Here is a 15,146-nt window from a genome sequence, read left to right on the forward strand (position 1 = left end):
GCACCGCGCGCCGACGTCACCGAGCGGTGACCGCGGCGCGTTTCCCGTTGCCACGAACGGGTATTCGCCGGTTCCCCCGGATGGTGTCGAACAGGACGGTGACACGTGGTGAAGGCGTCCTCGAACGACCTGTGGAGCCCGACGATCGGCGTGGAAGAGGAGTTCCTCCTTGTGCACCCGGAGACGGGCGTGCCGGTCAACCGGGCGGACGACGTCGTCACCGTCGCCCGCGAGCGGTTCGGCCTGGCGCTGGAGCACGAGCTGACCGGCGCCCAGGTCGAGATCAACACCCCCGTGTGCCACTCCGCCGACCAGGCCCGTCAGGAGCTGGTGGCGGCACGGCAGAAGGTCGCCCGGGCCGCGCGGCTGGCCGGATGCCGGGCCATCGCCGTCGGCGCGCCGCCGCTGGGCGACGCGTCCGGCGAGATCACCGACAGCCTGCGGTACCGCCGGATCGCGCGCCAGTTCGGTGCGCTGGCGGAACAACAGCTGATCTGCGGCTGCCACGTGCACGTCGCCGTCCCGGACCGGGAGACCGCCGTGCGGGTGTGCAACCACGTGCGCCCGTGGCTGCCGGTGCTGGCCGCGGTGACGACGAACTCCCCGTTCTCGGGAGGCGAGGACAGCGGGTTCGCGAGCTGGCGCTCCACGATCTGGTCGCGGTGGCCGGTGTCCGGTCCACCGCCGGTCTTCGAGTCGTGGCAGCACTACGAGGAGGTCTGCGCCACGATGATCGAGGCGGGCACCGCCCTGGACCGGGCGATGGTCTACTGGGACGTCCGCCCCGCCACCGAACTGCCGACCGTCGAGGTGCGCGTGGCCGACGTCGCCGTGACCGCCGACGACGCGGCGTTGCTCGCGGCACTCGTGCGAGCCCTAGTCGCGCAGGTGACGGGCGACGTCTCCGAACCGCCGCGGATTCCTCAGGAGACGCTGCGGCAGGCGTGCTGGGGAGTGGCGAACGAAGGCCTGCGGGGCAACGCCCTCGACGTGCTGACCGGCGAGCTGCGGCCGGTGCGGGACCAGCTGGACGACCTCGTGCGAAGACTCACCCCGGTGCTGGAGGCGAACGGCGACCTGCCCGTGGTGCGGCGAGGTCTGCGGCTGCTCGACCGCGAGGGGAGCGGCGCTGACCGGCAACGCCGGGCGTTCCGGACGGGCCAGGTCGGGCCGTTGCTGGCGCTGCTCGACATCGACGCCGAGGACACCGGCGCTGAGGAGCCCTCGGCGTCCTGACCTCCGGTTCCGAACGCAGAACAGACGAACGAAGGTACACGCGGAGTGGACTTCCGTCCTACCGTCGGTGACTGATCGGAAACCCTGCACCCGACCGCGTCCTGAGCGGCCGGGATTTCCGTGAGGAGCCCAACTTCATGAAAACCCTGCGCCTGGGGGCGCTCGCGGTGCTGACGGCATCGGCGATCGCCCTCACGATGTCGGGCGCCTCGGCGCACGACCCCGAGACTCCCGAGGGACAGGCGGCCGCCAGAACTTTCATGGCGGACTTCAAGCCCGCCGAACGGCACGCCGTGACCAACACCGCGGCCGGCGTGCCGTGCGTCAACGGCAAGGCCGACATCTACCCGTGCAAGAACGTCGACCTGCTCAGCGTCCTGCCGCTGGCCCAGATCGGCGGCGGCAACGGCAACGACATCTGGGGCTGGACCGACCCGTCCTCCGGCAAGGAGTACGCGATCGTCGGCCGCACCAACGGCACCGCGTTCGTCGACGTCAGCACCCCCACCGCGCCCAAGTACCTGGGCAACCTGCCGTCCAACGGCGGCAGCAGCTCGTGGCGTGACATGAAGGTCTACAAGGACCACGCGTTCATCGTCGCGGACTTCATCACCGGCCACGGCATGCAGGTGTTCGACCTGACCCGGCTGCGGACCGTCACCAGCCCGCAGACGTTCACGACCGACGCGCTCTACAAGGAGTTCGGCCCGGCGCACAACATCGCCATCAACGAGGAGACCGGGTACGCCTACGCGATCGGCTCCAACACGTGCAGCGGCGGCCCGCACATGGTCGACATCCGCACGCCGAAGCAGCCGAAGAACGCGGGCTGCGTGTCGCAGGACGGCTACACGCACGACAACCAGTGCGTGGTCTACCGCGGTCCGGACGCCACCTACAAGGGGCGCGAGATCTGCTTCAACTCCAACGAGGACACGCTGACCATCGTCGACGTGACCGACAAGGCCAACCCGGTGCAGATCGCGCGCAAGGGCTACTCCGGCGCGCAGTACTCGCACCAGGGCTGGCTGACCGAGGACCAGCGCTACTTCCTGCTCGACGACGAGCTCGACGAGTCGCGCGGCACCGACAAGCGCACCAAGACCTACATCTGGGACCTCGCCTCGCTCGCGAACCCGGTCCACACGGGCGTCTACAACTCGCCAGCGAGCGCGATCGACCACAACCAGTACATCAAGGGCAAGTACTCCTACCAGGCCAACTACCAGGCCGGACTGCGCATCCTCGACGTCAGCGGCGTCGCCTCCGCGCAGCTGACCGAGGCCGGGTTCTTCGACATCTACCCGGCGTCCGACGAGGCCAAGTTCAACGGCGCGTGGAGCAACTACCCGTACTTCGCGAGCGGCATCGTCCTGGTCAACGGCATCGAGCAGGGCCTGGTCGTCGTCAGGCCGAACCTCGGCACCGTCGACCCGCCGCCCGCGGGCAGGAAGTTCGAGAACACCGCCGACGTGCAGATCCCGGACGCCGGGGCCGCGGTCACCTCGCCGGTCACGGTCTCCGGTGTCACGGGCAAGGCGCCGTCGGCGTTGAAGGTGAACGTCGACATCAAGCACACCTACCGCGGTGACCTCGTGATCGACCTCGTCGCGCCGGACGGCGCGACGTTCCGGTTGAAGCCGTCGGGCAGCGACTCGGCCGACAACGTGATCACCACCTACACCGTCGACGCCTCGGCGAAGAGCGCCGACGGCACCTGGCAGCTGAAGGTCCAGGACGTCGCCAGGGCCGACACCGGCTACGTCGACGCGTGGAGCCTCCAGTTCTGACCCGCCTCGGGGTGCCCCTTCGCCGGGGCACCCCGCCCAGGAGCCGATCATGCGCAGACTGAGCGTCACCGACTGGATCTTCGCCCTCGTCGCCGCCGTCATCGTGGGCGCGGGTGGCTTCATGTTGTTCGGCACCAGCGCGCCACCGGTGCAACACCAGAACATGGGGGCGGTCGTCCCCGCCTCGCACAGCGACGGACTGTCCGAAGTGGAGGGTGACTACCGGATCGAACGCGTCGTCGTGCCCGCCGACCGCGGGACGTCGGTGCCGATCGCGTTCCGGATCCTCGGCCGCGACGGCAAGCCCGTCACCCGGTTCCTGGACAACCAGACCAAGCAGATGCACTTCTTCGTCGTTCGCGACGACATGCACGTGTTCCGCCACGTCCACCCGGTGCTGGAGGGCGACACCTGGCGCACGGCCACCGACCTGCCGGACGGGGGCGCGTACCGGATGTTCGCCGAGTTCGTCCCCCTGGACACCAAGGACCCGATGCACCCGGTCGTGCTCGGCGTCCCGTTCAGCCTCGCCGGGGACACCGACCTGGTTCCCGTGCCGGCACCGGACGCGAGCACCGTCACCGAGTCCGGCTACACCGTCACCCGCGTCGACCAGCCCGCCGCGCTCCCGTTGCTGGGCGAACGGAAGATCAGGCTCGCGATCCGCACCCCGGACGGCAAGCCGGTGGAGAAGCTCGAACCACACCTCGGTGCCAACGGGCACATGACCGGGTTCCACACGATGCTGCTCTCCGCCACCCACCTGCACCCCGTGGAGCCGGCGGGAGCGCCGCTCATCGACGGCGAGCTCACGTTCCGCTCGGTGTTCGCCGAACGCGGCGAGTACCGGTTGTTCCTGGAGTTCTCGCACGGGGGACGGCTGCACACCGCCGCGCTCACCGTGGCGGTGACCTGACCGCTCTCTCGTACGATTGCGGGGTGTTCGCCCTTCTGCGGTCGGTGTGGGACGAGCCGCGGCCGGCGCGCGCGACGGCCCGGCCGTGGTGGGACCAGGCGCTGGTCGCGGTCCTGCTCGCGGTCGCCGTGCTGGAAACGGTGCTGTGGCCGGAGATGAGCTGGCGGGTGGGCTCGCTCGTGCTCGTCGTGGTGCTCCTGCCGTTCGTGCTGGTGCGCAGGAGCCGGCCGTTGCTCGCGGTCGCGGGCGCGTTCGGGATCGCCGCGGTGGCGTCGCTGGTGTTCGGCGGCGAGTCCGATCTCGCCACGCTGGTGTTCATGCTGCTGTTCCCGTTCTCGCTGTTCCGGTGGGGGTCCGGGCGGGAGTGGGTGTGGGGGCTTCCGGTGATGCTCGGCAAGGTCGGGCTGTCCGCGGCGCTCGGGTACCTCGCGCCCGGTGACGCGGTGGCGGGCTGCGCCGTGCTGGGGACGGCCTGCGCGGTCGGGGCGGCGGTGCGGTACCGGGGGAGGGCTCGGGCGCGCGAGCTCGAGCAGGTGAAGCTGCTGGAACGGGAACGGCTGGCGCGCGACCTGCACGACACGGTGGCGCACCACGTGTCGGCCATGGCGATCCGCGCCCAGGCAGGACTGGCGACGGCGGCGCACCGGCCGGAGGCGGCCACCGAGGCGCTCGCGGTGATCGAGTCGGAGGCGTCGCGGGCGCTCGTGGAGATGCGCACGATGGTGAGGGCGTTGCGGCACAACGACTCCGCGGACCTCGCGCCCAGCCCGACGGCCGAGGACATCGCCCTGCTCGCGAACGCGGGCAGGCCCGGCCCGGAGGTGGACGTGCGGATCGACGGGACAGTCGGCGACCTGCCCCAGTCCGTGGGCACGGCCCTCTACCGGCTCACCCAGGAGTCGGTCACCAACGCCCGCCGGCACGCCCGGCACGCCACCCGCATCGAGGTGCGGGTCACCGTCGGCGCGAGCTCGGTGCACCTGCGGGTCAGTGACGACGGCGAGACGAGCAGTGCCCGTGCCGCGCAAGGACACGGGCTCATCGGCATGAAGGAGCGGGCGACGTTGCTCGGAGGCACCTGTGAGGCGGGCCCGGACGCGAGAGGCTGGACGGTGACCGCCGTGCTGCCACTGGGAACCGCGCGATGAGCGTCCGCGTGATCGTCGCCGACGACCAGGAGATCGTCCGCACCGGCCTGTCGATGATCCTCGACGTCCAGCCGGGCATCGAGGTCGTCGGCGAGGCGCCGGACGGCAGGCAGGCCGTGGAGCTCGCGCGGAGGCTGCGGCCGGACGTGTGCCTGTTCGACATCAGGATGCCCGGGATCGACGGCATCGAGGCCACCCGGCTGCTGGCCGGGCCCGGTGTCACCGACCCGCTCGCCGTCGTCGTGATCACCACCTTCGACCTCGACGAGTACGTCTACGCGGCGTTGCGGGCGGGGGCCAAGGGGTTCCTGCTCAAGGACGCGGGGCCCGCGCTGCTCGCCCAGGCGGTGCACGCCGCGGCCGTCGGGGACGCCCTGATCGCGCCCAGCGTCACCGCCCGGCTGCTGGACGCGTTCGCGAACAACGGTCCGGCCGGTCCCGTGGTGCAGCCGATCGACCCGCTGACCGAACGGGAGGAGCAGGTCCTGGCCGCCGTCGCGGCCGGCCGCACCAACAGCGAGGTCGCCCAGGAGTTGCACATCACGCTCAGCACGGTGAAGTCGCACCTCGCGAGCCTGATGGCGAAGATCGGCGCGCGGAACCGGGTCGAGGTCGCCATCTGGGCCTACGAGACGAGACGGGTCCGTCGCTCAGCCGAAAGTACGACGACCGCCCTCGACCAACGGCCAGGATGATCGTGTCCTTTCTGCTGGAGACCTGACCCCGCCCCGCCCGCCACGCTTCATGGCATGAACCCCAGGTCCGACAAGCTCGTCCCGGCCGCGATCATCCTGTTCAGCGTCATCCCGGTGCTCGGTGGCGTGCTCCGGCTGACCGAACTGGGCGGCGGCGCGGAGATCACGCCGGACAACGCGCGGTTCTTCGCCTCGCCCGTGCCCGTGGTGCTGCACGCCGTCACCGTGAGCGTCTACAGCCTGCTCGGCGCCTTCCAGTTCGCCCCCGGCCTGCGCCGCCGCAGACCGGCCTGGCACCGGGGAGCGGGCCGACTGCTGGTCCTCTGTGGACTGGTGGGCGCGTTGTCAGGCTTGTGGATGACCGTCTTCTACCCGAAACCCGCCGACGTGGGCGCGTTGCTCACCGGCATCCGGCTGGTGTTCGGCACGGCCTGGGCGGTGTTCCTCGTGCTGGGCCTGCGGGCGATCCGCCGCCGGGACGTGCCGGCGCACCGCGCCTGGATGGTCAGGGCGTTCGCGATCGGCCTCGGCGCCGGCACCCAGGCGGTGCTGCTGAGCGCGTGGATCGCCGCCACCGGCCCGCTCGACCAGTTCGCCAAGGCGGTGCTGATGCTCGCCGCCTGGGTGATCAACCTCGTCGTCGCGGAGTGGATCCTCCGCCGGCCCGTCCGCACCCCGCAGGGAGCACACCGATGAAGGCGATCGTGCAGAACCGTTACGGCTCAACGGACACGCTGGAGTACCGCGACGTGGAGACCCCGACGGCTTCGGGCACCGAGTTGCTGGTGCGCGTGCACGCGGCGTCCGTCAACGCCTACGACTGGCACGTCATGCGCGGCGACCCCTACCTGGCGAGGCTCACCGGCATCGGCCTCACCCGTCCCAAAGCGACGATCCGCGGCCGTGACTTCGCGGGCACCGTCGAGGCGGTCGGCCGGGACGTGCGCCGCTTCCGCCCCGGTGACGAGGTGTTCGGCGACCTGGGCACCGCCGACGGAGCGTTCGCCGAGTACGTGTCGGTGCCGGAGTCCCTGGTGGAGACCAAACCGTCCACTGTGACCTTCGCCCAGGCGGCCGCCCTGCCGCTGGCGGGCCAGACCGCGCTGAAAGGCCTGCGCGACACCGGAAAGCTCCAGCCGGGCCAGCACGTCCTGATCAACGGCGCGTCCGGCGGCGTCGGCACGTTCGCCGTGCAGATCGCCAAGTCGTTGGGCGCCACCGTCACGGCCGTGTGCAGCACGCGGAACGTCGACCTGGTGCAGTCGCTCGGCGCGGATCATGTCGTCGACTACACCACGACCGACTTCACCACCGCGGGCCACCGCCACGACCTGATCTTCGACCTGGTCGGCAACCACTCGCTGGCCGCCCTGCGCCGCGCGCTCACACCTGGCGGCACGATCGTGCTGTCCGGCGGGGGAGTGTTCGACGGAGGCAGCCTCCTCGGCCCGATGCGCCTGATGCTGAGCGCGAAGCTGCGCGCGCCGTTCGTCCGGGACACCCTCTCGGTGCTCACCACGGCCGCCGATCGCCAGTTCCTCACAGCGTTGAGCCAGATGGCCGAGTCAGGAGGTCTCACGCCCGTCGTCGAACGCACCTATCCGCTCGCCGAGGCACGCGAAGCCCTCAAACATGTCGAAACCGACCACGCCCGAGCGAAGGTCGTCATCACCGTCTGACCTGGACGGACGTGAGGACGGTCACCTTCTGTAGCAGGCCGCTCACCAGCAGGGATGTGAGGAAGAACACTCGGCTGTGACGTTCTCGTGTTCATTTCGTAACGTGGCGGGCCGTGCAAGCATGCCCTGTCCCCGACGCAAGGTGTTTCCCGAATGCCGGGCCGACATAGAACGCCAGACACACCCAACCGGAAGCTGCCCATCGCGGTCGCCGCCACCCTCACCGTGGGCCTGGTCGCGACCTTCTGGGTGGTCCGCAGCTCCGACCAGCCGGTCGACCCGACCGGTGCGGCCGCCCAACTGGGCGCCCCGACCACCTCAGTGAGCCAGGAAGTGCCCTCCCTGGCGGCCTCGAGCTCCGCGCCGCCGTCCTCGTCCTCGGCCCCGGAGACCACCACCCCGCCTCCGGTCACGACGACCACCACGCCACCCCCGCCCCCGCCGCCACCACCCCCGCCGCCCTGCCCGACCACGCTGGAGGGCACCAAGCCGCACGTGGCGCAGGTGGGCCACCACATCGCGGGCAAGTTCGGCGTCGACGACATCGGCGGAGCCACGGGCCGCGCAGGCGGCGGCGAACACCCGATCGGCCTGGCCCTCGACTTCATGGTCGACACCGCCACCGGCAACCAGCTGGCCGACTACGTGCTGGCCAACCGCAAGGCGTTCGGCGTCACCTACGTGATCTGGCGCCAGCGCTACAACGACGGCAGCGGGTTCACGCCGATGGAGGACCGCGGCAGCCCCACGGCCAACCACATGGACCACGTGCACGTGTCGTTCCAGCCGAGCGCGACCGTCAACGTCACCTGCTGAGCACGCCGCAGCAGCGGCAGCGCGCGGGGCCACGGACGAAGCGCACGGTTACCCGCGGAGACCGCGTTCTGACTCAGGAACGCGGTCTCCTGCGTGAACGGCCGAGTACCTCGCCCGCACGGGCCGGTTCTGCCTCAGCAGGAGCTGATCGAGGCGCGGACTGGTCCGTTCGTGGGGTCTTGATCCGAACGCCCGTGGGAGCACGCCGGGCGGGCCACGATGGGCCGGGCACAGGGGAGGTGCCCGGTGGTAGGTGGGGGAAGTCCGGAGCAGGTCGAGCGGCAGCTGGAGGAGTGGGCGCGGCAGGCTGAGCAGAAAGCCGAGCGCTACCAGCAGATGGGCGCCGCCGTGTCCGCGGTGAGCGCTACCGATTCCACTTCGGACGGCATGATCAGGGTGACCGTCAACAGTTCCGGCGCGATCTCGGCTCTGGAGCTCAGCGACCAGATCCGCAACCACAGCGGTGCGGACGTCGCCGGTCAGATCATGGCTTGTGCGCAACGGGCGCAGAGCAAGCTCGCGGCTCAGGTCGCGGCGGCCATGCAGGCGACCATCGGCGACGAGCAGTCCACCATCGAGACCGTGGTGAGCGGCTACGAACAGCGCTTTCCCGAACCTGTGCAGCAGCACCAGCAGTCCGCGCCGCCGAAGTACAAGCGCATCGGCGAGATCGAGGACGACGACTGGGACGGCGGCGGTTCGGTTCTGCGCTAGGAGTCGCGATGTCTGGCTTTGAGTTGGTTCCGGAGGAGTTGCGGGCGCACGCTTCCCGGCTCGACGGCATCAGGGAACGGCTGTCCTCCGCGGTCGACGCGGCCCGCACGGTGAGTCTGCCGACCGGGGCGTACGGGGTGATCTGCCAGTTCTTCCCGCCGATGGTCGACCCGATCGAGCAGATGGGCATGGACGCCATCGCCGAGGCGGCGACGGCGGTCGAGGCCACGGCGGCGGAGGTGCGGGAGACCGCCAAGGCCTACGAGGCGGTCGACGACTCCAACCGGCAGGCGTTCCGCTCATGAGCAATCCCCTTGTGGCACAACGCCAGGACTCCACGACGGCGGTCAGCGGCATCGGGATCCTGGAGTCCGTCAACGACGTCAGGTCCGGCATCGACTCCGGGTCGTGGCTCGAGGGCGGGCTCGGGGGCGGCCGGGGCGGGCCTGGAGATGCTCGGCCTGATCACCGACCCGGTCGGCACGCTGCTGTCGTACGCCGTGTCGTGGTTGATGGAGCACGTCAAGCCGTTGTCGGACGCGCTGGACTGGCTCGCGGGTGACCCGGACACGATCGCCTCCTACGCGGCCACGTGGAAGAACGTGTCGGCGGCGATCGGCACCGCGCAGCAGGACTTCAGCAAGGAGGTCGCGGCGGGCACGTCCGGGTGGACCGGTCCCGCGGCGGACGCCTACCGCGCGAACACCAAGGCGGAGGCCGAACACCTCGCCGGCGCGGCCGGTGCGGCGGACACGATCAGCACCGTCGTGCAGGTGGTCGGCATGCTGGTCGGCGCGGTCCGGGAGATCGTGCGCGACCTGATCGCCGAGTGCATCGCGAGCCTGATCTCCCGCATTCCGCGCTGGATCGCCGAGATCGCGGGCACGCTCGGCATCGGCACGGCGGCGGTGATCCCCGAGGCGATCGCGCTGATCGCCAAGTGGGTGCGCCGGATCAGCGAGTTCATCCAGAAGCTCGTCCGCTCGATCGGCAAGCTCCAGCCGTTGCTGAAGAAGCTCGACGAGATCTGGGCGGCGATCAAGAAAGGCCTGGCCGCACTGCGCAGGGGCGGCCGGGGCGGCGGTGGCGGCCCGAACGCGCCGGACGGTGTGAGCCCGGCCGGCGCCGACGTGACCAGCCCGTCCAGCGCGACGAGTCCTTCGAGCACGACAAGTCCTTCCGGCACAACGAGTCCGTCCGGTACCACCAGTCCTGCCAGCGCGCCGGACACGACGTCGCCGAGCAGCACCACGTCACCGAGCGGCACCACATCGCCCAGCAGCACCACATCACCGTCCAGTACGACATCGCCGTCGAGCACGTCCAGTCCGCCGGACTCGAAGCCTCCGGCACGAGGTGACGACGGCGTCAGGGACAGCGTCGGCGACCGCAAGACCGACTCCCGCGAACCTGGTTGCCCACCGGGATCCGGCGAACCGGTCGACCTCGCCACCGGCCAGATGTTCATGACGCAGTTCGACCTGGAACTGCCCGGCATGCTGCCGCTGATCCTCAAACGCACGCACTTCTCCCACTACCGCTCGGGAAGGGCGTTCGGCCGGTCCTGGGCGTCGAGCCTCGACCAGCGGCTCGACGTCGAGGCGGACGGCGTCTACTTCGTGGACGACGCGGCGACCCGGCTGGTGTTCCCGCTGCCCACGCCAGGCGGACCCGCCGTGCTGCCGGAAGAAGGACCGCGCTGGCGGTTGTCGCTCAGCACCGCGGGCACGTACTCCCTGCACAAGCCGGAGAACGGCTGGACCCTCACGTTCCAGCGCGGGTTGCGCACCCACGTGCTCGCCACGATCACCAACCGCTGCGGCCACGTCGTCGAGTTCCGCTACGACGACGGCCTCACGCCGGTCGAGGTGGTCCACTCCGGCGGCTACCGCGTCGGGGTCGGCAGCGAACACGGCCGCGTCACGCGGTTGTGGCTGGCCGACGGCAACGGTGGTGAGATCACCGTCAGCCGGTACCGCTACGACGACCGCGGCGACCTGACGGAGATCGTCAACTCGTCCGGCCTGCCGTTCCGGCTGGAGTACGACGACGCCGCGCGCATCACCAAGTGGGTCGACCGCAACGACGAGTGGTACCAGTACTTCTACGACGACCGCGGCCGCGTCACCCGCACCGACGGTTCCGGCGGCGCCGTCACCGGGGTCTGGGACTACGACTCCGCGCCGCTGACCACCTTGTACACCAACGCTTTGGGCGACACGACGACGTACCGCCTCAACGCGCGCCACCAGGTCGTCGAGCAGATCGACCCGCTGGGCCACCGCACCCTCCAGGAGTGGGACCGCTTCGACCGCGTGCTGGCCCGCACGGACCCGTTGGGGCGCAGGACGAGCATCGCCTACGACGACAACGGCAACCCGACCGCGGTCACCAGGCCGGACGGCAGCACCACCACCGCCGAGTACAACGACCTCGCCCTGCCCGTGCGCGTCGTGGAACCGGACGGCGCGACCTGGCACTACACCTACGACGCCACCGGCAACGTCATCACCTCCACCGATCCCGCGGGTGAGCGCACGACCTACGCCTACGACGACCGCGGCGGCCTGGCGGCGGTCACCGACCCCACCGGCGTGACGCGCCGGATCGAGGCCGACCGCGCCGGCCTGCCCGTCGCGCTGACCGACTCGCTCGGCGAGACCACCCGCTACGTGCGCGACCCGTTCGGCCGGATCGGCACGGTGGTCGACCCGGCGGGCAACACCGTGCGGCAGAGCTGGACGGTCGAAGGCGGGCTGCGCAGCCGCACCTTGCCCGACGGCACCTCGGCGACCTGGCGGCAGGACCCCGAGGGCAACCAGATCGAGTACGTCGACCCGCTGGGCGCGGTCACCCGGCTCGAACGCACCCACTTCGGCCTTCCGGCCGCGGAGATCGGCCCGGACGGGTCGCGGCTGATTTACCGCTACGACCGCGAGCTGCGCCTTGTCGCGGTGGTCAACGAGCAGGGTGCCGAGTGGCGCTACGAGTACGACGCCGCCGGCAACCGGATCCGCGAGATCGACTTCGACGGACGGCTGCTCGACCACGACCACGACGCGGCGGGCCAGGTCGTGCGGCGCACCAACGCCGCCGGCGAGGCCGTCGCCTACCGCTACGACGCGCTCGGCAAGCTGGTCGAACGGCGCTCGGACGCCGGTACGTCCACCTACCGCTACGACCCGGTCGGGCGGTTGCTGGAGACCGCGAACGCCGACGTGCGGGTGGAGTTCGACCGCGACCGGCTCGGCCGGGTCGTCCGCGAGACCGTCAACGGCGCCGGCGTGGTGTCCACCTACGACGTCCTCGGGCGGCGCACCTCCCGCACGACCCCGAGCGGCGCCCGCAGCACGTGGTCGTACGACTCCGAGGGCCGCCCGGCCGCGCTGACCTCGGGCGGGCACACCATCACGTTCCGGCACGACGCCGCGGGCCGGGAAACGCTGCGGCTGCTGGACGACACCACGTCGATCACCCAGGGCTGGGACGTGAACAGCCGGCTGGCGCACCAGACGATCGGCCTCACCGGCAGTCCGCGACAGCTCCAGCAGCGCTCCTACCGCTACCGTCCCGACGGGCTGATCGAGTCGGTCGCCGACCGGTTGCGCGGCGGCCAGCGCTACGAGTTCGACGCGAGGGGCCGCATCACCTCGGCCGACGGACCGGGGCGGCAGCAGCGGTTCGACTACGACGACGCGGGCAACATCCGGAGCAGCGACGCGTTCGGCGACCGGCTCGACCGGCCGTGGAACTACGTCGGCACGATGCTGGTCGAGACCGGCAACGTCCGCTACCGCTACGACGCCGAGGGCAGGGTCGTGCTGCGCCAGCGCAAACGGCTGTCCGCCAAGCCGGACAGCTGGCGGTTCCGGTGGAACGCCGAGGGCAGGCTGGTCGGCGTGACGACACCGGACGGCACGCGCTGGCGGTACGTCTACGACCCGCTCGGCCGTCGCGTGGCCAAGCAACGGCTCGGCGCGGACGGGATCGCCGAGCAGGTGACGTTCCACTGGGACGGCACGGTGCTCGCCGAGCAGGACACCGGCTCGGGCGCGACGACCTGGGACTGGGAGCCCGGCGGGTTCCGCCCGATCACCCAGCGGGAACGGGCCCGCACGGCGCCGCAGGAGTGGGTGGACCGCCGGTTCTACTCGATCGTGGTCGACGTGATCGGCACGGCCTCCGAGCTGGTCGACCCGTCCGGCGCGCTCGCGTGGCGTTCCGAGAGCACGCTGTGGGGCGAGGCGCTGGGCAGGCTGGCGTCGGCCGCGTCCACGCCGTGGCGGTTCCAGGGCCAGTACTTCGACCAGGAAACGGGACTGCACTACAACTACGCGCGGTTCTACGACCCGGCGACCGGGCGTTACTGCAGCGTGGACCCGCTCGGGCTGGGCGGCGGCACCAACCCGCGGGCGTACGCGGGCAACCCCGTCAACGCGTGCGACCCGCTGGGCCTCGCGGTGATCTGGGGTCGCAAGAAGTGCCTCGCCAACACCGACAACGTGCAGACGATGAGCGGGTGGAGCGACCGGCCACCGCCCCCGGCCGGCACCACGCGGGTGCCGCCGCAGGAGGTCATGGACCTGATGGACGAGATCGGCCACCCGATCAGGCCCAACTCGTTCCTGGACAACGGTGTGCCCGGCCAGCACTACGCGTCGCACGCGGAACGGCAGGCCGCCGTGCTGGACCCGAATGCGCCGGTGCGCGTCGACCTACCACAATGTCCGGACTGCCAGGAGTTCTTCCGGCGGCTGGCCGAGCACCGGGGCCAGACCCAGGTCGTGACCGGCCCGGACGGAACCCGAACGTACCTGCCCGACGGGAGCGTCAACTTTGACCCTGCATGACGACGAACTGCGCCGCCTCGCCTCCGCGCTGCCGGACGACGGCGAGCTGCCCTACCCGCCGCGCCGCGAGATCAGGCTGGCGCTGGCGGAGCTGGGGCACGGTCACGTCGTGCGGCTGGGGGAGCAGTGCGCCCGGCGCGTCGCGCCGCTGTGGACGGCGGCGTTCCCGGACGACGCCGAGCCCGTCGAGGTGCTGGACGACGCGCTGGCGGGCCGCGACGTGCAGAACCGGCTGGGCGCGCTGCGCACGAAGCTCGACGCGGTCTACGCGCCGGAACCGCCGTTCGGCCCGGCGTTCGCGGCCGGGATGGCGTGCTGGGCCGTCGCCAACGAGGCCGCGGCGGGCGAGGTGACCGAGATCGAGGCGGAGGACGAGCGCGAGTTCGACCCGGACTACTGGCCGCCGTGCTTCTTCGCGGCCGCCGCGGAAGCCGGTGGCGCGACGTGGGAGGAGAGCGGCGACGCCGTCCGCCGGGCCGCGTTCTGGCGCTGGTACCTGCTGGAGGCCGTCCCCGCCGCACGCGACCTGAGCTAGCTCGCGACCTGTCGCACGACCTCCCGCACGGTGGCGAGCACCTCGTCCGGGTGGTCGAGATGAACGCTGTGCGTGGCTCCGGGCCAGGTCCTGACCTCGCCACCGAAAGCAGCCGCCAGCCGTTCGTGCGCCTGGCGGACCGCGTGGTCCGGCTTGCGCTCGGCCGTGACCACGACCGCGGGCAGCCGAGGAAGCTCCGACTCCCGGAAGCCCTGCGACAGCGCGCTGAGACCGCGCACCGCACGCGCCAGCTGGGGGATGTCGAGCCGCGCCGTGCGTTCGGCCGCGGCGGCGCAGTCGGGCCGCAGTCCGCGAGCGGTCCGGAGCGCGGTCCTGCGGAACGCCGCCGCCACCAGACCCCGCAGGCCGGGCACGGCGGCCGCCTTCCCCAGCACGACCGTCATCCGCTCGATGGTCGCGCACGTGCGGGGGTCGTTGATCGGCGTCGGGTCGAGCAGCACCAGCCCCGCCACCTGCGCGGGATGATCCCGGGCGAGCAGCGCCCCCACCGCCCCGCCGAGGCTCTGCCCGACCACGACCACCGGCCCGTGCCCGAGTTCGTCGATGAGCACGCTGAGCGCCTTGGCGGCAACGGAGAGCTCGCCGCCCACCGCGGACCTCCCGGTGCCAGGCCGGTCGTGCTCGATCACCCGCGCGTCCGCCAGCCCCGCGCGCAGACCGGGGAAGAACCCGTCGGCGGACTCGGCGCCACCCGGCAGGAGCAGCACCGGCGGCCCGGACTCACCGAACACCTGAACGTCGACCAT

At 71.3% G+C, this 15,146-nt stretch carries 13 protein-coding genes; 12 read left to right on the top strand and 1 reads right to left on the bottom strand.

Annotated features, from left to right (window positions below):
* Positions 1-108 precede the first annotated feature (108 nt).
* The 12 genes from ACFWNN_RS09110 (at position 109) to ACFWNN_RS09165 (ending at position 14,379) form a co-directional block, all read left to right on the top strand.
* Positions 109-1,236 (top strand): glutamate--cysteine ligase, encoded by a 1,128-nt coding sequence (locus ACFWNN_RS09110; protein WP_382439354.1) that lies wholly within the window; start codon positions 109-111, stop codon positions 1,234-1,236.
* A gap of 137 nt (positions 1,237-1,373) precedes the next feature.
* Complete coding sequence (locus tag ACFWNN_RS09115) at positions 1,374-3,026, top strand: choice-of-anchor B family protein (RefSeq protein ID WP_382439355.1); 1,653 nt, start codon at positions 1,374-1,376, stop codon at positions 3,024-3,026.
* A 49-nt stretch (positions 3,027-3,075) separates the two neighbouring features.
* Positions 3,076-3,942, top strand: a complete 867-nt coding sequence (locus tag ACFWNN_RS09120) for a hypothetical protein (RefSeq protein ID WP_382439356.1) — start codon at positions 3,076-3,078, stop codon at positions 3,940-3,942.
* Between the two features lie 23 nt (positions 3,943-3,965).
* Positions 3,966-5,090: a sensor histidine kinase gene (locus tag ACFWNN_RS09125; RefSeq protein ID WP_382439357.1), complete on the top strand. Its 1,125-nt coding sequence runs from the start codon at positions 3,966-3,968 to the stop codon at positions 5,088-5,090.
* Entirely contained in the window at positions 5,087-5,785 is a 699-nt protein-coding gene (locus ACFWNN_RS09130; protein WP_382439358.1) for a response regulator, read from the top strand. Before ACFWNN_RS09125 ends, ACFWNN_RS09130 begins: the two co-directional genes overlap by 4 nt.
* 54 nt (positions 5,786-5,839) lie before the next feature.
* The gene (locus tag ACFWNN_RS09135) at positions 5,840-6,481 is read left to right on the top strand and encodes a DUF2306 domain-containing protein (protein WP_382439359.1); all 642 of its coding nucleotides are present in this window, start codon (positions 5,840-5,842) and stop codon (positions 6,479-6,481) included.
* Positions 6,478-7,464 carry an NAD(P)-dependent alcohol dehydrogenase gene (locus ACFWNN_RS09140; RefSeq protein ID WP_382439360.1) on the top strand — a complete coding sequence of 329 codons (987 nt, stop codon included), beginning with the start codon at positions 6,478-6,480 and terminating at the stop codon, positions 7,462-7,464. The genes ACFWNN_RS09135 and ACFWNN_RS09140 overlap by 4 nt, the downstream gene beginning before the upstream one ends.
* 153 nt (positions 7,465-7,617) lie before the next feature.
* Positions 7,618-8,280, top strand: coding sequence for a hypothetical protein (locus tag ACFWNN_RS09145; protein WP_382439361.1), 663 nt, complete (start codon positions 7,618-7,620; stop codon positions 8,278-8,280).
* Between the two features lie 246 nt (positions 8,281-8,526).
* Positions 8,527-8,994, top strand: coding sequence for a YbaB/EbfC family nucleoid-associated protein (locus tag ACFWNN_RS09150; protein WP_382439362.1), 468 nt, complete (start codon positions 8,527-8,529; stop codon positions 8,992-8,994).
* Between the two features lie 8 nt (positions 8,995-9,002).
* Positions 9,003-9,299, top strand: coding sequence for a type VII secretion target (locus tag ACFWNN_RS09155; RefSeq protein WP_382439363.1), 297 nt, complete (start codon positions 9,003-9,005; stop codon positions 9,297-9,299).
* 147 nt (positions 9,300-9,446) lie between these two features.
* Positions 9,447-13,844: an RHS repeat-associated core domain-containing protein gene (locus ACFWNN_RS09160; RefSeq protein ID WP_382439364.1), complete on the top strand. Its 4,398-nt coding sequence runs from the start codon at positions 9,447-9,449 to the stop codon at positions 13,842-13,844.
* On the top strand, positions 13,831-14,379 hold the full coding sequence (locus ACFWNN_RS09165) for an Imm5 family immunity protein (protein WP_382439365.1): 549 nt from the start codon (positions 13,831-13,833) through the stop codon (positions 14,377-14,379). Before ACFWNN_RS09160 ends, ACFWNN_RS09165 begins: the two co-directional genes overlap by 14 nt.
* Here ACFWNN_RS09165 and ACFWNN_RS09170 read toward each other — a convergent pair.
* On the bottom strand, positions 14,376-15,146 hold the full coding sequence (locus ACFWNN_RS09170; protein ID WP_382439366.1) for an alpha/beta fold hydrolase: 771 nt from the start codon (positions 15,144-15,146) through the stop codon (positions 14,376-14,378). The two genes, ACFWNN_RS09165 and ACFWNN_RS09170, sit on opposite strands and share 4 nt — an antisense overlap.

The organism is Lentzea sp. NPDC058450 (assembly GCF_042721395.1).
GTDB lineage: Bacteria > Actinomycetota > Actinomycetes > Mycobacteriales > Pseudonocardiaceae > Lentzea.